This is a genomic window from Streptomyces sp. G5(2025), assembly GCF_049542075.1.
Taxonomy (GTDB): Bacteria; Actinomycetota; Actinomycetes; order Streptomycetales; family Streptomycetaceae; genus Streptomyces.
The window spans coordinates 471,642-489,868 of record NZ_JBMUZT010000006.1 but is presented as its reverse complement, the minus strand read 5'-3'; the positions used below and the strand labels follow the sequence as shown (position 1 = coordinate 489,868).

At 73.1% G+C, this 18,227-nt stretch carries 9 protein-coding genes and 2 pseudogenes; 5 read left to right on the top strand and 6 right to left on the bottom strand.

Annotated elements, in window-relative coordinates; genetic code table 11:
- Positions 1–8: 8 nt before the first annotated feature.
- Positions 9–1,685 (bottom strand): hypothetical protein, encoded by a 1,677-nt coding sequence (locus ACOBQB_RS12985; RefSeq protein ID WP_423591575.1) that lies wholly within the window; start codon positions 1,683–1,685, stop codon positions 9–11.
- A 164-nt stretch (positions 1,686–1,849) separates the two neighbouring features.
- On the opposite strand from ACOBQB_RS12985, the gene ACOBQB_RS12980 reads away from it, so the two are divergent.
- Both ACOBQB_RS12980 and ACOBQB_RS12975 read left to right on the top strand, forming a co-directional pair.
- Complete coding sequence (locus ACOBQB_RS12980; RefSeq protein WP_423591574.1) at positions 1,850–2,407, top strand: PadR family transcriptional regulator; 558 nt, start codon at positions 1,850–1,852, stop codon at positions 2,405–2,407.
- Between the two features lie 43 nt (positions 2,408–2,450).
- Entirely contained in the window at positions 2,451–4,172 is a 1,722-nt protein-coding gene (locus tag ACOBQB_RS12975; protein WP_423591572.1) for an acyl-CoA dehydrogenase family protein, read from the top strand.
- A 33-nt stretch (positions 4,173–4,205) separates the two neighbouring features.
- On the opposite strand, the gene ACOBQB_RS12970 is transcribed toward ACOBQB_RS12975, so the two are convergent.
- Positions 4,206–4,622, bottom strand: coding sequence for a Fur family transcriptional regulator (locus tag ACOBQB_RS12970; RefSeq protein ID WP_423591570.1), 417 nt, complete (start codon positions 4,620–4,622; stop codon positions 4,206–4,208).
- Between the two features lie 346 nt (positions 4,623–4,968).
- Between ACOBQB_RS12970 and katG the strand changes: the two genes are divergently transcribed.
- Positions 4,969–7,212 carry a catalase/peroxidase HPI gene (gene katG, locus ACOBQB_RS12965; protein ID WP_423591568.1) on the top strand — a complete coding sequence of 748 codons (2,244 nt, stop codon included), beginning with the start codon at positions 4,969–4,971 and terminating at the stop codon, positions 7,210–7,212.
- A gap of 82 nt (positions 7,213–7,294) precedes the next feature.
- Here the strand turns inward: katG and ACOBQB_RS12960 are convergent, their stop codons facing one another.
- The 3 genes and pseudogenes from ACOBQB_RS12960 to ACOBQB_RS12950 form a co-directional block, all read right to left on the bottom strand.
- Positions 7,295–8,539 carry a DUF2201 family putative metallopeptidase gene (locus ACOBQB_RS12960; protein WP_423591566.1) on the bottom strand — a complete coding sequence of 415 codons (1,245 nt, stop codon included), beginning with the start codon at positions 8,537–8,539 and terminating at the stop codon, positions 7,295–7,297.
- Positions 8,536–9,814: pseudogene (locus ACOBQB_RS12955) on the bottom strand (AAA family ATPase). The gene ACOBQB_RS12960 and the pseudogene ACOBQB_RS12955 overlap by 4 nt, the downstream one beginning before the upstream one ends.
- A 1,245-nt stretch (positions 9,815–11,059) precedes the next feature.
- Positions 11,060–12,501 (bottom strand): annotated as a pseudogene (locus ACOBQB_RS12950) (hypothetical protein).
- Positions 12,502–12,761: 260 nt separating this feature from the next.
- Between ACOBQB_RS12950 and ACOBQB_RS12945 the strand changes: the two are divergent.
- Entirely contained in the window at positions 12,762–14,126 is a 1,365-nt protein-coding gene (locus ACOBQB_RS12945; protein WP_423591564.1) for an FAD-dependent oxidoreductase, read from the top strand.
- A 17-nt stretch (positions 14,127–14,143) separates the two neighbouring features.
- On the opposite strand, the gene ACOBQB_RS12940 is transcribed toward ACOBQB_RS12945, so the two are convergent.
- Entirely contained in the window at positions 14,144–14,770 is a 627-nt protein-coding gene (locus ACOBQB_RS12940) for a histidine phosphatase family protein (protein WP_423591562.1), read from the bottom strand.
- Between the two features lie 190 nt (positions 14,771–14,960).
- Between ACOBQB_RS12940 and ACOBQB_RS12935 the strand changes: the two genes are divergently transcribed.
- Entirely contained in the window at positions 14,961–18,053 is a 3,093-nt protein-coding gene (locus tag ACOBQB_RS12935) for an AfsR/SARP family transcriptional regulator (RefSeq protein WP_423591561.1), read from the top strand.
- Positions 18,054–18,227 lie beyond the last annotated feature (174 nt).

The window sequence follows — 18,227 nt, the reverse complement described above, 5'->3', positions numbered from 1 at the left end:
GGCGCTCCTCAGCGTGGGGGCGGCGGGGCGGACGACAGGTCGCGGGCGGCGGCGCGCAAGGCGAGGCGGAGCGCGCGCATGCCGGGACGCGCGGCCGGCTCCTGCCGCAGCGCACCGGCGACCAGGTGGACGAGGCTGTCGGGTGCCACGGCCGGGTCGACGCGGAGAGGCAGCCCGGGATCATGGGCCCGGCCGGTGAGCGCCCGGTGCAGCAGAGCGCCCACCTGGTAGACATCGGTGGCCGGGCCCGGGCGGAAACCGGAGCCGTACCGCTGCTCGGGCGCCTGGTAGGGGCCCGCGTTCTCGCCCGGGCGGGGCGGTACGGCGGCGAGGCCGAAGTCGCGCAGCACCGTCCGCGGCCGGCTCATGACCAGCGCCGTGGGCCGCAGCGCCCGGTGGGAGCGCCCTCTGTCGCTCAGCCGTTCCAGGACTCCGGCGACCTCGGCGAGCCCTTGGACGGTCGACCAGAGGCGCAGTTGGTCCATCGGCTCGGGCTGCTCGGGCAGCAGCTCGTGCAGGGTCTTGACGGGCCCGCCGAGACGCGGGTCGGCCGGCCAGGCCAGGGCCAGAGTGGCGGTGTTCCCGTGCCGGGTCAGCTGGACGACGCCGGGGCCGTGGCAGGCACGGCAGAGGGACGCTTCCTCTTCGAGCGCGGCCAGCGGGTCGAAGCGGCCGGGCCCGGGCGGCGACTGGCCACGTTCGACCTGACGCAGCCACACGTACGCGTCACGGGAGCCGCGCTCGGACACCGCACAGGCCACTGCCTGCCGCCGCAGCACGTCACCGTCGCGTGACTCCTGGAGAAGGTCGCCGGGGCCGGTGTACAGCAGGTACGTCCGGCCCTCGACCTCAAGGGTGCGCCGGCTCTCCCAGGTCGTGGGGCCCGCGTCGGTACCGGGTCCGGAGACGACGATGACAGCGGGTGGCCGTGGCCGCTCCGTGGCCGCCGCCCTGGCGGGGCGCAGGTCGCGCAGCACTCGCAGCGCGAACGCGGCGGCGTGCCGTGATGCCGTCTCCTTGGAGCCCGCGGCGTCGAGCGAGGCCTTGCCGGGGTCGGTGAAGTCGCTGATGCCGCGGATGGAGAGCGCCTGCACCGTGCGGTGCATCTTGACCGCCTCGGTGACGCCGTGGCTTTCCATGTCGATGGCCGCGGCGTCGTTGTAGTGACTTCGGATACGGCGGACCGTCTCGGAGTCACGGAAGCCGACGAGCACATCACCCGACGCGATCGGTTCGAAGCGGATGCCGGGTGGCGTCGCGGGCGGCGACTGCGGGGAGAGGAAGGCCCATGGTTCGTTGCGGCGGGCGGACAGCACCAACTGGCTCATGCTGTACGTCGGTTCCCAGACGTCAGGCCGGGCCTGGAACCCTTCGGCGCTCTCACGGCCGCCGTGATAGCCGTAGACCTTCCGCGCGACGACGACGTCACCGAGGCGGAGATCGTCCTTGAGGGCACCGGCGACCCCGACGAAGAAGACCGCCTCGGCGTCGAAGAACTCGACCGTGGGCTGGGTGATCAGCGCGGCACGCGTGTTGGTGGGGCCTGTCTCGACCAACGCCACTTCCCAGCCGAGCCCGGGTATCCGGCCGACGTCGGCAAGGGTTCCTTGCGGCAGTTCGACCTCGCGCACACCTTCCATGTGCAGGCGAACCGCTTCGTACTCCTCCTGCAAGGCAGTGAGCACGACCACGGTGGGCCGCCGCCCCCTCGCTCCCCCCAACGCAACCCCTCGTTCTCCCGGGATCTGTGAAGGATCACTGTAGCTCCCGGTGAGGCGCCCGGGTGAGGCGCGTCTCACCGGGCCGGTGACTCTTGTCTATGCAACGAATTGCATAGAAGGATCGGCGTATGGCGCTAGAGCACGCGATCCTCGTCTCGTTGCTGGAGAAGCCGGGCTCCGGCTATGAGCTGGCCCGGCGGTTCGAGCGGTCCATCGGGTACTTCTGGACCGCCACCCACCAGCAGATCTACCGCGTCCTCAAGCGGATGGAGGGCGACGGCCGGCTCGATGCCCGTGCGGTGGCGCAGCAGGCGCGGCCGGACAAGAAGGAGTACTCCGTCACCGCCCTGGGGCGCTCCGTCCTGTCCGAGTGGCTGCACGAGCCCATCGCACCCGAGAGCGTCCGGCACGAGCTCGCCGTGAAGATCCGCGGCGCGGCTTTCGACGACCCGGTCGCGCTGATCCGCGAGGTCGAGCGGCACCGCCAGGAGCACGCCGACCGGCTCGCGCGCTACCTCGCGGGGGAGCGGCGGGACTTCACCGGCCCCGAGGCTCCCGCGCCGCCCGACGCCGGGCAGGAGCTCCAGCACGTCGTGCTGCGCGGCGGCATCGCGTACGAACGCATGACGCTCGCCTGGCTCGACGACGTGATCGACACCCTCCACCGGCTCGGTCCCCAGGGCTGAGCCGCCCCCACCCCTCGACCCCCTCAGGAATAGGCGACCCCTCATGGCCGACGCGCTGCTGTTCAACCCCCGCACCTACGACCCGACGCACTTCGACCCCGAAACCCGCAGGCTGCTGCGCGCCACCGTCGACTGGTTCGAGGCCCGCGGCAAGCGCAAGCTGATCGAGGACTACCGCTCCCGGGCCTGGCTGGCGGATTTCCTGGAGTTCTCCGCCAAGGAGAAGCTGTTCGCGACCTTCCTCACCCCCGCCTCGGCGGCCGAAGACAACCCGGACATGCGCTGGGACACCGCCCGCATCGCCGCACTCAACGAGATCTTCGGCTTCTACGGGCTCGACTACTGGTACGCCTGGCAGGTGACCATCCTCGGCCTCGGCCCGGTGTGGCAGAGCGACAACGCGGCGGCCCGTGAGCGGGCGGCCGAACTCCTCGCCCAGGGCGAGGTGTTCGCCTTCGGCCTGTCGGAGAAGGCCCATGGCGCCGACATCTACTCGACCGACATGCTTCTCGAACCCGATGGCGACGGCGGCTTCCGGGCCACCGGCTCCAAGTACTACATCGGCAACGGCAACGCCGCCGGGCTCGTCTCCGTCTTCGGCCGCCGCACCGACGTGGAGGGCCCCGACGGCTACGTCTTCTTCGCCGCCGACAGCCGCCACGAGGCGTACCACCTGGTCAAGAACGTCGTGGACTCCTCGAAGTACGTGAGTGAGTTCCGCCTGGAGAACTACCCCGTCGGCCCCGATGACGTCCTGCACACCGGCCGCGCCGCCTTCGACGCCGCGCTGAACACCGTCAACGTCGGCAAGTTCAACCTCTGCACCGCCTCGATCGGCATCTGCGAGCACGCGATGTACGAGGCCGTCACCCACGCCCACCACCGCATCCTCTACGGGCGCCCCGTCACCGCCTTCCCGCACGTGCGCCGCGAGCTGACCGACGCGTACGTCCGGCTCGTCGGCATGAAGCTGTTCAGCGACCGCGCCGTCGACTACTTCCGCTCCGCCGGGCCCGACGACCGCCGCTACCTCCTCTTCAACCCGATGACGAAGATGAAGGTGACCACGGAGGGCGAGAAGGTCATCGACCTGATGTGGGACGTCATCGCCGCCAAGGGCTTCGAGAAGGACAACTACTTCGCCCAGGCCGCCATCGAGATCCGGGGGCTGCCCAAGCTGGAGGGCACGGTCCACGTCAACCTCGCGCTGATCCTCAAGTTCATGCGCAACCACCTGCTGGACCCGGCCGAGTACGCGCCCGTGCCGACCCGCCTCGACGCCGCCGACGACACCTTCCTCTTCCGGCAGGGACCGGCCCGCGGGCTCGGCTCCGTACACTTCCACGACTGGCGCGCCGCCTACGACGCGTACGCCTCGGTGGCGAACGTGGCGCGTTTCCGGGAGCAGGCGGACGCCCTGTGTGAATTCGTGACGACCGCCGCCCCCGACGAGGAGCAGAGCCGTGACCTCGACCTCCTCCTCGCCGTCGGCCAGCTGTTCGCGCTGGTTGTGCATGGCCAGCTGATCCTGGAGCAGGCGCGCCTGACCGGGCTCGACGAGGACGTCCTCGACGAACTGTTCGCCGTCCTCGTACGCGACTTCTCCGCGCACGCCGTCGAGTTGCACGGCAAGGACTCCGCCACCGAGGAGCAGCAGCGCTGGGCGCTGGGTGCGGTGCGTCGCCCGGTCGTCGACGAGGCCCGGTCGGCGCGGGTGTGGGAGGCCGTCGAGTCGCTGGCGGGGACGTACGAGATGGCGCCGTAGCGGAGACAGCGGAAGCAGGGGCGCGCCCGTGCCTCAGGGGCGGGCGCAGTCCGGACAGCGCCCCCGATATGTCATCTCGACCGCGGAGACGGTGAACCCGAACCTCTCCGCATCCGGCAGGGCGCTCAGTGGATCGCCGGTGGGGTGGACGTCGCGGATCGCGCCGCAGTCCGAGCAGATCAAGTGCTGGTGGGGGCGGTGGGCATTGGGGTCGTAGCGTTTGGCGCGGCCGTCCGTGGCCAGCTCAAGCACCTCGCCGAGCGAGACCAGTTCGCCGAGGGTGTTGTAGACCGTGGCGCGGGAGATCTCCGGCAGCCGGTCGGTGGCACGCGCGAGCACTTCGTCCGCGGTGAGATGGACGTGGTCGCCGTTGAGCACCTCGGCGACCACCCGGCGCTGAGCGGTCATCCGCCAGCCGCGCCCGCGCAGCCGTTCCAGCAGGTCACTCATTGCCACCAGCCTTAGTGTGCGTCGTCCGACAACTGACTTCTCATGGGCTTGTCTGCCGTATTGACTTGGACTTGGTCCATCGTAGGATCGGTTCCGGCCGTAGCCAAGGGACAGGGCAACAGCAGGGAAAAGTACGTGACTTCAGGAGACGGGTCCGTTCGCCGCGGAGCCGTGTACCCCGGTCACGGACGATCCATGCGGCGAGCGGACCGCCCCGTCCCGATGACGTCCGACCACCGAGGCTTCCGCGATGACGAGGCCGAGGTCATCCATGGGCCTGTGCTGCGACGGTGCGACCGTCCGCAGCTCCCGAGCAGTGTGATCCGCCCCGTCCGGAAGGATTCGCATGACCGAGAACCATGACGCGATCGTCACCGACCCGAAGCCGGAGGAGGTGACCGGCTGCCCCGTCGCGCACAGCCGCGCCCCGCACCCGACCCAGGGCGGCGGAAACCGCCAGTGGTGGCCGGAGCGGCTCAACCTGAAGATCCTCGCCAAGAACCCCGCCGTGGCCAACCCGCTCGGTGAGGAGTTCGACTACGCCGAGGCGTTCGGCTCCCTCGACCTGCCGGCCGTCAAGCGGGACATCGCGGAGGTCCTCACGACCTCGCAGGAGTGGTGGCCCGCCGACTTCGGCCACTACGGCCCGTTCATGATCCGCATGGCCTGGCACAGCGCGGGCACCTACCGCATCAGCGACGGCCGCGGCGGCGCGGGCGCCGGTCAGCAGCGCTTCGCGCCCCTCAACAGCTGGCCGGACAACGCGAGCCTCGACAAGGCCCGCCGCCTGCTCTGGCCGGTCAAGAAGAAGTACGGCCAGAGCATCTCGTGGGCCGACCTCATGATCCTCACCGGCAACGTCGCCCTGGAGTCCATGGGCTTCAAGACCTTCGGCTTCGCCGGTGGCCGCGCGGACGTCTGGGAGCCCGACGAGGACGTCTACTGGGGCCCCGAGACCACCTGGCTCGGCGACGAGCGCTACACCGGCGACCGCGAGCTGGAGAACCCCCTCGGCGCCGTCCAGATGGGCCTCATCTACGTCAACCCCGAGGGCCCCAACGGCAACCCGGACCCGCTCGCCGCGGCCCGCGACATCCGCGAGACGTTCCGCCGCATGGCGATGAACGACGAGGAAACCGTCGCCCTGATCGCGGGCGGCCACACCTTCGGCAAGACCCACGGCGCGGGCCCGGCCGACAACGTGGGGCCCGACCCCGAGGCCGCCCCGATGGAGCAGCAGGGTCTGGGCTGGCGGAACACGTACGGCAGCGGCAAGGGCGCCGACACGATCACCAGCGGCCTTGAGGGCATCTGGACGAACACCCCGATCACCTGGGACAACAGCTTCTTCGAGATCCTCTTCGGCTACGAGTGGGAGCTGTTCAAGAGCCCGGCGGGCGCGCACCAGTGGCGACCGAAGGACGGCGCCGGGGCCGGCACTGTCCCCGACGCCCACGACGGGTCGAAGACGCACGCCCCGACGATGCTCACGACGGACCTCTCGCTGCGGTTCGACCCGGCCTACGAGCAGATCTCGCGCCGCTTCCTGGCCAACCCCGAGGAGTTCGCGGACGCCTTCGCCCGCGCCTGGTTCAAGCTGACCCACCGCGACATGGGCCCGGTCGCCCGCTACCTCGGCCCCGAGGTCCCGCAGGAGACGCTGGTGTGGCAGGACCCGCTCCCCGCGCTCGACCACGAGCTGGTCGACGCGGCGGACGTCGCGGCCCTCAAGGCGCAGATCCTCGCCTCGGATCTGTCGGTGTCCCAGCTCGTGTCGACCGCGTGGGCCGCGGCCTCGTCCTTCCGGGGCAGCGACAAGCGCGGCGGTGCCAACGGCGCCCGTATCCGCCTGGAGCCGCAGAGCGGGTGGGAGGTCAACCAGCCCGACCAGCTGGCGACGGTGCTGCGCACCCTGGAGGGCATCAAGGAGACCTTCGACGCCGCGCAGAGCGGTGCGCAGAGCGGCGGCAAGCGGATCTCGCTCGCCGACCTGATCGTGCTCGCCGGTGCGGCCGGGGTCGAGCAGGCCGCCAAGGACGCGGGCTTCGACGTCGAGGTGCCCTTCACGCCGGGGCGGGTGGACGCCACGCAGGAGCAGACGGACGTGGAGTCGTTCGCCGCGCTGGAGCCGAGCGCCGACGGGTTCCGCAACTACCTCGGCAAGGGCAACCGCCTCCCCGCCGAGTACCTGCTGCTCGACAAGGCGAACCTGCTGACCCTGAGCGCCCCCGAGCTGACGGTCCTCGTCGGCGGCCTGCGCGTCCTCGGCGCGAACCACCAAGGCGCACGGCACGGCGTGTTCACGGCCACGCCCGGGACGCTGACGAACGACTTCTTCGTCAACCTCCTCGACCTCGGCACGGAGTGGAAGTCGACGTCCGAGGCCCAGGACACGTTCGAGGGCCGCGACGTCACCACGGGCGAGGTGAAGTGGACCGGCACCCGTGCCGACCTGGTCTTCGGCTCGAACTCCGAGCTGCGGGCGGTCGCGGAGGTGTACGCGAGCGATGACGCGCGGGAGAAGTTCGTGAAGGACTTCGTCGCGGCCTGGGACAAGGTCATGAACCTCGACCGGTTCGACCTGGCCTGATCGGTCGGGCGCTGCTGCCGCCGCGTACGTCGTCCGGCTCGGGCAGGCCCGCGAGGGCCGGCCCGAGCCGGAGGCCGGCGGCTCACCCGATGTCGACCACGCGGGCCCAGTCGGGCGGCAGGTCCGGCACGTGATCGGGATCGTCCTCGTCCCACGACCCGCCGGGTCCCCCCTGCCGGGGGAAGAGGCCCACGACGGTCCGGCACGGCGGCCGACTGCTCGGCCACGGTGTCTGACCGTCCGTCAGGACGACGATGGCGTCCGGACGGGGGTTGGTGCGGAGCGCCTTGGTGAACCCGGTCCGGAGGTTGGTTCCGCCACCGCCCACCAGCGGGATCCCCTCGCCCCGGCACAGCGGGTGCACGATCCGCGCCGCCGCGTCGCACGGCACCACCGTCACCAGATCCCGACGGCCCCCCACGGCACGGCCGATCGCGGCGACTTCCAGGAGCGCGCCGCCCAGTTCGGCGTCGCTGACCGAACCCGACGTGTCGATGACCACGCAGACCCGCGGCGGCCTGCGCCGCAGGCTCGGCAGCACGACGCCGGGCACCCCGGCCGAGCGCCGCGCCGGCCTGCCGTACGTGTAGTCCTCGCCCACGCCGGGCCCGGAGGCCGCCGAGCGGACGGCCGCCCCCAGCAACTCCCGCCACGGCTGCGGTGGATGGAACGCCTCCTCCGCCCACCGCTGCCAGCCCTTCGGCGCGCTGCCGGGCCGCCCGGTGATGCCCTGCGCCACCCGGAAGCGGACCGCGTCCCGCTCCTGGGCGCTGAGTCCGTGCGCGCCCTGAGGGCCCAGCTCCCACTCCCGGTCCAGCCCGTCGGCGCCGCTTCCGCAGTCCAGCCAGGCCAAGTGCTGCGTACGCGGCCCGAGCCGGAACTGGCGCAGGTAGTCCTCCATGAGCTCCCCTTCGGGCAGCTTCAGGTCGGCCGGTCCCACGGCTCCTTCGGGGCGTACGAGTCCGTCGCCGAAGACGTCGTCGTTGATCTCGCAGTCGGCGGCGATGTTCATCCGCAGCCGTTCGCCCGGCCCGGTCAGCCCGCGCTGCCGGGCGACCCGGTCACTGCGCCCGTGGTGGTCGCGCAGCAGGTGCGAGACCTCGTGCACCCACACCCCGGCGAGCTCCTCCACCGGCGTCCGGTCCACGAACACCGGTGAGACGTAGCACCGCCAGTGCCGGTCCACGGCCATGGTCGGCACCTGACGGGACTCGACGGTGTGCAGGGCGAAGAGGGCCGCCGCCAGGTACGGCCGGGCCCGCACGGCCTGGAGCCGGGCGGCGAACAGCTTGTCGAGGTCCAGCGCCCCCGGCGTGTCCGGGGTCATCGGCGGGCCTTTGAGTTGGGGGCCTTGGCGGCCACCGCGGCCCGGGCCGCCGCGCGGTCGGCACGCAGGGACAAGGACACCGTTCCGGTGAGGCGTTCGATCGACGCCGGGACGTCCCAGTCCGGGCGGCGCAGCGAGGCGAGCGTGGTGGCGGGCACGACGACGAGGTCCGGGGCTCCGGTCTCCACCGCCCGTACGAGAAGCGCCCAGGCCGCGTCCCAGCGGTCCTTCGACGGGGTCTTGCGCACCGCTTCGACGACTCCCTCGAGCACGGCCTGGCGCAGATCGCCCCGCTCGGGGAGCGTCGCGCCCGCGGGGTCGGCGAGCAGCGTCTCGGGGTCGGGGAGGTCCATCCGGTCCAGGCTCGCCAGCAGTTCGAGGCCCCGGGCCGTCGCCGACGGTGCCCCGGACGAGCAGGGAGAGCACCTCACGGGAGGAGCCCGCGGCGGTCGCGAAGGCGATCAGACACAGCGCCGTCTCCCAGCTGCGGGGAGAGGGCCAGGCGCCGCCTCGGCGCGCTTCGTCGCCCGGCATCCGGTGGACGAGCCGGGGGCGGGCGGCGAGGAGCCCGCACACCGCGCGGCGGGCGAAGTCCACGGCTTCGGGAAGCTTGTGCGGGTCGAGCCGCGGGAGGGTCGCGCGGGGCCAGACGCCGCCGAGGCCGCGTACGACGACGTCGTGGTCGTGGGTCCACTGGAGGTGGACGAACCGGTTGGCCAGGGGCGGGCTCAGCTCCCAGCCGTCGGCGGCCGAGGAGCGCGGGTTGGCGGCGGCCACGATCCGCACGCCGGGCGGCAGCCGCAGGGCGCCGATGCGGCGTTCGAGGACGAGGCGGAGCAGGGCGGCCTGGACGGCCGGGGGAGCGGTGGACAACTCGTCGAGGAACAGCAGCCCCCGCCCGGCCCGCACCAGGCGCACCGCCCAGTCCGGCGGCGCCATCGGGACGCCGTGCTCGGCCGGGTCGTCGCCGACGACGGGCAGCCCCGAGAAGTCGGACGGCTCGTGCACGCTGGCGATCACCGTGGTCAGCGGAAGGTCGAGCGAAGCGGCGAGCTGGGTCAGCGCCGCGGTCTTGCCGATGCCGGGCTCACCCCACAGCAGCACGGGCAGATCCGCGGCGACGGCCAGGGTCAGGGCCTCCAGCTGGGAGTCGGGCCGCGGCTCGGTGGTCGTGTCCCGGAGCAGGGTCAGCAGCGTGCCGGCGACGTCGAGTTGGCTGCGGTGGTCGGTGTCGGTGTCGGTGAGGGTGGGGGCCGGTGGGGTGTACGTGGGCATGGGGATCACCTTTGGGTTCGTGGTGCGGCTGGGTGTGCTCGGGATTGGGCGCGTGTGTACGGGGCTGTGGGCCCCGGAGGGGAAGGGCCGACGGGCCAGGAGTCGGCTGGGCTGGGAGACGCGGTCGGGGCCGGGCGGCGGGATGGCGGTCGGTGGGGCGGGGAGTCGGTGGCGGCCAGAGCCCGGCGGGGTCAGAGGCCGGCCTGATAGGGCCGGCGCGGGTCGGCGGCCGGCGGGGTCGGAAGCCCGCGAGGCTGAACGCCAACCGGGCCGGGACCGGCGAGGCCAGGGGCAAGCGGCGTCAGTGGTTGGCGGGGGCGAGAAGACGGGTCGTAGAAGTCCACAAGACCAGGGCCCGGCCTGGCCACGGCCCGGCCCGGCCAGGGGCCGGCTCGGCGCGGACTGGCTCCGGACGTACCGGCTCGGCGCGGACTGGCTTGGTACGGACAGCACGGTTCGGGGCTGGCCCGGCGGGGACCGGCCCGCCCCGAACCGGCTCTGGACGTGCCGGCTCGGTGCGGACCAGCCTGGCGGGGGCCGTCCCGGCGCGGACTAGCCTGGCACGGCCAGGAGCTGTCCCGGCCAGGGCCCAGCCTGGTACGGACCGGCCTGGCCAGGGACTGCCCGGCACGGACCGCCTTGTTACGGACGGCACGGCCCCCAGGGCTAGCCCGGCCAGGGGCCGGCCTGGTACGGACCGGCCTGGCCAGGGACTGCCCGGCACGGACCACCTTGTTACGGACGGCACGGCCCCCAGGGCTAGCCCGGCCAGGGATCGGCCTGGCGTGGAATATCCCAGCGCGGCGCGGCGCGGCGCGGCCCGGCCCGGCCGCGGACCGGCCTGGCGTGGACCGGCCTGGCACGGCCAGGAGCTGTCCCGGCCAGGGGCCGGCCTGGTACGGACCGGCCTGGCCAGGGACTGCCCGGCACGGACCGCCTTGTTACGGACGGCACGGCCCCCAGGGTTAGCCCGGCCAGGGATCGGCCTGGCGCGGAATATCCCAGCGCGGCGCGGCCCGGCCCGGCCACCCGGCCAGGGCCCGACCCGGCCACGGACCCGCCTGGCCACAGCCCAGCCCAGTCCCGCCTGGCGACAGCCCAGCCCAGCCCCGCCTGGCCGCGGACCCGCCTGGCCACAGCCCAGCCCAGTCCCGCCTGGCGACAGCCCAGCCCAGCCCCGCCTGGCCACGGACCCGCCTGGCCACAGCCCAGCCCAGCCCAGCCTCAGCCCAGCCCCGCCTCAGCTCATGGCCGCGACACCTGACGTGTGCGTCGGCGGCCGCGGCGGTCGTCAGGGCGGTGGCGGGCCGCGGGGACCCGTTCGGGTGAGGGTCCCAACAGGCCCGCCCTGTACAGCCCGTAGGTGATCCGTCCGAGCGCCGCCTTCTCCAGTTCGTCCCGCAGGGCGCCGTCGCGCAGCACCGCTTCGGGCCCCAGCAGGTTCTCGACGACGGTCAGCGCCCCGGTGAGGTCGCCGTGGTTCAGGCGTTCACGGACGTCCGTGAGGCAGGACGGGCGGCGGTGGGCCGTGTCGATCGCCTGGAGGCAGGGGAGAGGCGTGCCGGTCAACGCGGCCAGCAGCTCCTCCCGCCGGACCTCGCCGGCGTCATGGTCCAGCGCGGTCAACACCCCGCCCACCAGGGCGATGTGGTGCTCGGCGCCTCGGCACTCCACCGGCCGCGGTCGCCCCGCCCGGTCCAGGACGGGGGGCGGGCCGGTCGGTGAACAGCCCGGTACGAGTGCCGAGGCGACCAGGGGATGCAGCCGTTCGACCTTGATGGAACCGGTGCGGAGCAGTTCCAGGTCGGGCGGCACCCAGGTCGCCGCGTCGGGCAGGACCGGCAGCGCGGAAGCGCCGGGGCCCTCGTACACCGACGCGAGCCGGGACCCGGGCGGCAGAATGCCCCTCCGCCCCGGTCCGCGATCGGTGTCAGGACCAGCCGCCGCCGCGCACTGATCCGTACGAGGACGGGGTGGTCGGCGGGCCGTCCCTCGGCGCGGAGCAGGATGTCCGCCTCGGCCGCCCACCGGTCGACGGCGCACCGGTGCTCCTGAATCCGGGCGTCGGGAGCCTCCGTATCCGCGCCCGTCACGACAGGGCCCGTCACGGCAGGGCAACTCCCGTCGGGCGACCGGCCGGTCCCTGACCGCAGGCGCAGGCCCTCGGTCCTGCGCGCGTCCCACAGGTGACGGTGCAGGTCCAGGCGGAACCGCCGGCTGGGGCGCAGATGAGGGTGGCGCGAGGCGTCGGGCTCGGCGCGGGAGCCGTCCCACAGCGCGAGGCTGATCCGCTGCCCGGACTCCGCCCACGCGGGTGCGGTCCTGGCCACGAGGTACAGCGGGGGCGTGTCGTCGCGGCCCGCGTCGGCGTAACCGGCCAGGGCGATGGTCAGCCCGGGGCGCAACAGCCCGTCGGGCGCGATCCTCGGCATGTGCCAGCGCAGGAGGTCGGGAGCCAGCTGGCGAAGATCGGCCCGCAGCCGGGCCGCGACATCGGTGCCGTGCGTGCGTGCCACGGCACGCGGGTTGAGGTCGAGGTCGAAGCCCGCGGCGGCGCACGCCCCCGCCCAGTCGCCGGCCCGGCGACGGGCGGTCGCGGACTCGATCATGGACAGCGGCACGGCGAACTCTCGCACGCGCAGCCAGAAGGAGAGGCGGGAATCCCCATACGCGGTGTCGGTGAGCATCAGCACTCACCTGGCGCGGACGGGACCCCCCAACGGTCTGATCGGTCAGCATAATGAGTCGTCATCGCCGGGGAGCCTAGCGCCCGGCGAGGCGCCGTGCGAGGTAATTTCACCCCGGTCGCAGAGGCCCGGAAGCGCCATGGGAGACTCATAAGGTTGCCTTATGAGGTCATAAATCTGACCCGGCTACTTACTTAGGTTTGCCTTAGTTTAGGCTTCCCGACGAGTACCCCCCATCACCGCTCGAAGGGAACCTGAACATGCCTCGCCCTCTGCGGGTAGCCATTGTCGGAGCCGGCCCCGCCGGGATCTACGCTGCCGACGCGCTGCTGAAGTCCGCGGTGGCCGTCGAACCCGGTGTGTCGATCGACCTCTTCGAGCGGATGCCGGCCCCCTTCGGCCTGATCCGTTACGGCGTCGCCCCCGACCACCCGCGGATCAAGGGCATCATCACGGCCCTGCACCAAGTGCTCGACAAGCCCCAGATCCGTCTCTTCGGCAACGTCGACTACCCGGGTGACATCAGCCTGGACGACCTGCGCACCTTCTACGACGCGGTGATCTTCTCCACCGGCGCGACCGCCGACCGGGCCCTGGACATACCCGGCATCGACCTCGACGGCTCCCACGGCGCCGCCGACTTCGTCTCCTGGTACGACGGCCACCCCGACGTGCCGCGCACCTGGCCGCTGGAGGCGGAGAAGGTCGCCGTCCTCGGCGTCGGCAACGTCGCGCTCGACGTGGCCCGCGTCCTCGCCAAGACCGCCGACGAGCTGCTGCCCACCGAGATCCCGGCGAACGTGTACGACGGCCTCAAGGCCAACAGGGCCAAGGAGATCCACGTCTTCGGCCGCCGCGGGCCCGCCCAGGCGAAGTTCAGCCCGATGGAGCTGCGGGAGCTGGACCACTCCCCGAACATCGAGGTCATCGTCGACCCCGAGGACATCGACTACGACGACGGCTCGATCGCCACGCGGCGCGGCAACAAGCAGGCCGACATGGTCGCCAAGACTCTGGAGAACTGGGCGATCCGCGACGTCGGCGACCGCCCGCACAAGCTGTTCCTGCACTTCTTCGAGTCGCCCGTCGAGATCCTCGGCGAGGACGGCAAGGTCGTCGGCCTGCGCACCGAGCGCACCGCCCTGGACGGCACCGGCAACGTCAAGGGCACCGGCGAGTTCAAGGACTGGGACCTCGGCGCGGTCTACCGCGCCGTCGGCTACCTCTCCGACGAACTGCCCAAGCTGCCCTGGGACGTCGCCTCCGGCACGGTCCCCGACCAGGCGGGCCGGGTCATCCAGGAGACCGGCGAGCACCTGCCGTCGACGTACGTCACCGGCTGGATCCGCCGCGGCCCCGTGGGCCTCATCGGCCACACCAAGGGCGACGCCAACGAGACGGTCGCGAGCCTCCTGGACGACCGCGAGAACGGCCGCCTGCTCACCCCCGAGGCGCCCGCCCCGGAAGCCGTGGACGCCTTCCTCAAGGAGCGGAACGTCCGCTTCACCACGTGGGACGGCTGGTACCGCCTCGACGCCGCGGAGAAGGCGCTGGGCGAGCCGCAGGGCCGCGAGCGCGTGAAGATCGTCGAGCGCGAGGACATGCTGGACGCGAGCGGCGCCTGACCTTCCTGCCCAGGTCGTCAGCCGAGGTGACGCGTGTCGCCGAGGCTGACGACCTGTCGGTTGTGGAAGAAGGCGTCCTCGCGCAGCACGGTGATGCTGCCGCTGGGCGCCAGGAAACTGACCGAGCCCACCGCCTCGTACGGCATCTTGATCCACGCCGCCACGACGAACGTCAGGGCGAAGCCGTGCGTCACGACGATCCGGTGCGCGCACGGGCGGCGCAGCAGTCCGTCCATGACGTCGTAGACCCGCCGCGCGCACTCGCCCCGGGTCTCCGAGCCCGCCACGCCCTCGTGGTGACCCATCCGGTCCCCGGCCGCCGGCGGCGGCACGAACCGCCGGTCCAGCCACTCCTGCGGGCGCCCCTCCGCCTCCCCGTAGGACTTCTCGCGCAGCCCGCGCTCCAGGGTCACCGGCACGCCGAAGAGCTCGGCCGCCGCCTGTGCCGTCCGCCGGGCACGGCGCAGGTCCGAGGAGACCACCTCCACCTCCTCGCCCTCGGGGACCTGCTTCCGCAACGCCCCGGCGATCGAGGCCGCCGCGCTCAGCCCGGCCGCCGTCAGGTCCGAGTCGTGCCAGCCGCCCACCACACGCTCGACATGGTGGGTCGCCTCCGGGTGGGCGATCACGTACAAGCTGCGCATCGGTGCCTGCCTTCCGTAGGGCGTCTGTAGGCGTCCACTCTGCGTCATGCGCGCGGCCCGTATGGCTGATTCCCGCTGCTCAGCGGCGAGTTGCGGCCGAGCGGACGTACCATGCGAGTCGATCGGGGGCAGGCTGGGCGAGGGGCGGAACAGAGGAGCGGGGAGCGGGGGCGGTGCGGGGCAAGGACCCATGGAGACGGGCGTGGACACGGACATGCACTTCCGCTTGCTGGGGCCGGTCGAGGCGTGGCGCGAGGGCCGCCGTCTGGCCCTGGGAGGCCCCAAGCCCCGGGCGTTGCTCGCGGCGCTGCTCCTGGAACCCGGCCGGGTGGTCTCCGCCGACGCCCTGATCGACGCGATCTGGGGCGACAGACCGCCCGACACGGCACGGTCCCTGATCCAGTCGTACGTGTCGGCGCTGCGCCGCGCCCTGTCGCCCGACGTCATCGAGACACAACCGCCCGGCTATCTCATCCACGCGGACGCCGACGTCGTCGACCGTGCCGCGTTCGAGCGGCTCACGGCGCGGGGCCGGCAGGCGGCGGCCGCGGGCGATCACGCGGGCGCCGCCCGGCTGCTGAGCGAGGCCCTCGCCCTCTGGCGCGGCCCCGCACTCGGCGGAATCGGCGAGACCTTGCGGGCCATGGCCGACCAGCTGGAGGAGGCCCGGCAGGCGGCCCTTGAGGAGCGGATCGCCGCGGACCTCGCACAGGCGGGCCGCGAGACGGAACTGGTCGCCGAACTCACCGCCCTCGTCGCCACCCACCCCACACGGGAGCGCCTGCGCGGCCAACTGATGCTCGCGCTTTACCGGTTGGGCCGCCAGGCCGACGCACTCGCGGTCTACGCGGAAGGGCGTGACGTACTCGCCGAAGAGCTGGGCATCGACCCCGGGCCGGGGCTGCGGGCCATGCACGAGGCGATCCTGCGGGGCGACGAGGACCTGCTGCCCGCGGCGGGGAGCACACCGGCCGCCACCGACATCCCCGCCGGGGAAGGCACCCCCGTGCCCCCCGCCCCCGCCCTCCTGCCGCCCGCCATCGGCGACTTCACCGGACGCGAGGCACAGCTCAGCGAGATCCGGGCCGCGTTGACGGGGACGGGGACGGAGCCGCGCGAGGCCATGCCCGTCGTCGCCGTGACCGGACCCGGCGGCGTCGGCAAGTCCGTCCTCGGCGTCACCGCCGCACACCGGGTCGCCGACGCCTACCCGGACGGGCAGCTCTACGCCGAACTGCGCGGCGCCACTGACCCCGTGGCCCCCGGTGAAGTCCTCGGCCGCCTGCTGCGCGCCCTCGGCGCCGACCCGCCCGAGGGCGACGCCGAGCGCAGGGACCTCTTCCGCAGCCTGGTCGCCGGGCGCCGTGTCCTGCTCGTCCTGGACGACGCGGGCAGCGAGTCACAGGTCCGCCCACTGCTGCCCGGCAGCGCCACCTGCGGGGTGCTGATCACCGCGCGCGCCCGCCTCGCCGCCCTGCCCTGCACGCACCGCACCGACCTCGACGTGCTCGACACGCAGCCCGGCGCCGACCTCCTCGCCCGGGTCGCCGGGGAGCAGCGCGTGCGGGACGAGCCGGACGCCGTCCGCCGCATCGTCGAGCTGTGCGGCGGCCTCCCGCTGGCCCTGCGCATCGCCGGGGCCCGCCTCGCGACCCGCAAGCACTGGACTGCCCGCACACTCGCCGAACGGCTCGCCGACGAACGCCACCGCCTGGACGAACTCGCCGTCGGCGACCTGGAGGTCCGCGCCGGGCTCAGCCTCAGCTACCAGGCCCTGGACGCCCCCGCCCGCACCGCCCTGCGCCGCCTCGGCCTGCTCGCCGCGCCCGACGTCGCCTCCTGGGTGGTCGCGGCCCTGCTCGACGTGAGCGAGACCCAGGCCGAACGCGTCGTGGAGCAGCTGATCGACGCCCAACTCCTGCACTGCACCGTCGTCGACCGCGCCGGACAGCCCCGCTACCGCCCGCACGACCTCGTGCAGGTGTACGCCGCCGAACGCGCCGAGGCCGAGGACACGCCCGCCGAGCGCTCCGCCGCCGTCGGCAGGGCCCTCGGCGCCGGGCTCTGGCTCACCGGCCGCGTCGCGTCCGCCACACCGTCCGGCGCGGTCGAACTGCACCGCGGCTTCCTCGACTCCGGCGGGCCGGTCAGCGCCGCCTCCGACGCCATGCGCCGGCTCGTACGGCCCGTCGGGCCCGAGGCCACCCGGCGGGCGCTCGCCGACCCCTCCGCCTGGTTCGAGGCCGAGGCCGACGCGTTCGCCGCCGCCGTCGAGCGGGCCGCCGCCTACGACCTGCACAGCCTGGCCTGCGAGGCCGCGGCCGCCCTGTGCTCGTCCGCGTACGCCGTCGGCAACCGCTTCGAGGCCTGGTGGCGCAGCCATGACGCCGCCCTGGCCGCCGCCCGCCGCGCCGAGGACCGCTCCGGCGAGGCCCTGCTGCTCATCGGGCTCGGCCAACTCCGCTACGAACAGGACCGGTTCGACGAGTCGCAGGCGTACTTCCGCCAGGCGGCCGGGCTCTGCGCCGAGCTCGGGGACGCGCGCGGCCGGGCCGCCGCCCTCGCCGGACTCGGCAGCGCCCTGCGGGAGGCCGGCCTGCGCGCGGCGCTGGACGTGCTCACCCAGGCGGTCGAAGGCTTCCGCGGGCTCAAAGACGACCCGGGGCTCGGCCTCTCCTGTCGCTTCGCGGGCACCGTCCACCTCGAACTGGGCGAACTTCAGGAGGCGTTCGACCTCCTCGACGAATCCCTGCGGGCCTACCGCCGCCTCGGCAGCCGCCGCGGCGAAGCCCTCACGGTGCGCTCGCTGAGCCTGGTGCACCGCGCGCTCGGGGCGTACGAGGAGGCGGAGGAGCTCGCGGACGACGCGGTGGGTCTGCTGCGCCTCATCGGCGACCCGCTCATGTCGGCGTACGCGGTGCAGGCGCGCGCCAAATGCCGCTTCCGGCTCGGCCGTTGCGCCGAGGCGGCAGCCGACCTGCGGGACGTCCTCGATATCTGCCGCTCCCACCACGACCGCTTCGGCGAGGCCCTCACCCTGCGCACCCTCGGCGAGTGCGAGCTCGCCGCGGGCCGCCCCGACGTCGCCGAGAAGCACCTGACCGAGTCGGCCGCCCTCTGGGCCGCCCTGGACCTGCCGCTGCCCCGCGCCCGCACCCTGCGCGACCTCGCGGCGGCGCGTGAGACCGTGGGCGACAGCGAACAGGCCCGCGCGCTGCGCGCCGAGGCCCGGGACGTCTTCATCGCGTACGAGGCACGGGAACGGGATGAAACGGACATCTGATTCCCGCTGTCACGGCGCCGGAACTCTTGCGGTGGTTTTGCAGAGAACTTGCAGCGGCCCGCGCCATGCTCTACCTGTCGGCGGCACCAAGGGGCCGACAGCAACGGGGGACCAACGGGGGAAGGCCACTGTTGCCTCGCACGGCCCATACGACCGCGACAGTCGGCCGTGTGG

What these genes read in the sequence shown, in the direction of transcription:
- ACOBQB_RS12980 (WP_423591574.1), top strand. Translation starts at nt 1,850, where the DNA reads ATGGCGCTAGAGCACGCGATCCTCGTCTCGTTGCTGGAGAAGCCGGGC.
- ACOBQB_RS12975 (WP_423591572.1), top strand. Translation starts at nt 2,451, where the DNA reads ATGGCCGACGCGCTGCTGTTCAACCCCCGCACCTACGACCCGACGCAC.
- ACOBQB_RS12970 (WP_423591570.1), bottom strand. Translation starts at nt 4,622, where the DNA reads ATGAGTGACCTGCTGGAACGGCTGCGCGGGCGCGGCTGGCGGATGACC.
- katG (WP_423591568.1), top strand. Translation starts at nt 4,969, where the DNA reads ATGACCGAGAACCATGACGCGATCGTCACCGACCCGAAGCCGGAGGAG.
- ACOBQB_RS12960 (WP_423591566.1), bottom strand. Translation starts at nt 8,539, where the DNA reads ATGACCCCGGACACGCCGGGGGCGCTGGACCTCGACAAGCTGTTCGCC.
- ACOBQB_RS12945 (WP_423591564.1), top strand. Translation starts at nt 12,762, where the DNA reads ATGCCTCGCCCTCTGCGGGTAGCCATTGTCGGAGCCGGCCCCGCCGGG.
- ACOBQB_RS12940 (WP_423591562.1), bottom strand. Translation starts at nt 14,770, where the DNA reads ATGCGCAGCTTGTACGTGATCGCCCACCCGGAGGCGACCCACCATGTC.
- ACOBQB_RS12935 (WP_423591561.1), top strand. Translation starts at nt 14,961, where the DNA reads ATGGAGACGGGCGTGGACACGGACATGCACTTCCGCTTGCTGGGGCCG.